Annotated in this window: 1 protein-coding gene; it reads left to right on the top strand. The window is 29.8% G+C overall.

Features of this window, described 5'->3' with window-relative positions:
• On the top strand, positions 1-111 hold a 111-nt coding region (locus tag ACY191_RS06005; protein WP_463269944.1), incomplete at its 5' end, for a hypothetical protein.
• Positions 112-245: the final 134 nt, after the last annotated feature.

Consider the following 245-nt stretch of genomic DNA (forward strand, 5'->3'; position numbering starts at 1 on the left):
CGAAAATACGTAGAACGTGTTTCTGAGTTAACAGGAATTCAAATATCTATGTTCTCAGTTGGACCAGATCGTAACCAAACAAATATTGTACGTAACGTATACGAAGCTTAATTAACATTTTTTGAAAAAAACTCATGTCTGCATGAGTTTTTTTCTTATTCTTTTGTAAAAAAACAAAAAAAGTATTGCAATAAATACAGAATACATGTTATGATACATCTTGTCGTCACGAAAATATGACGTTG

The organism is Staphylococcus sp. TCBT05, from assembly GCF_055179755.1.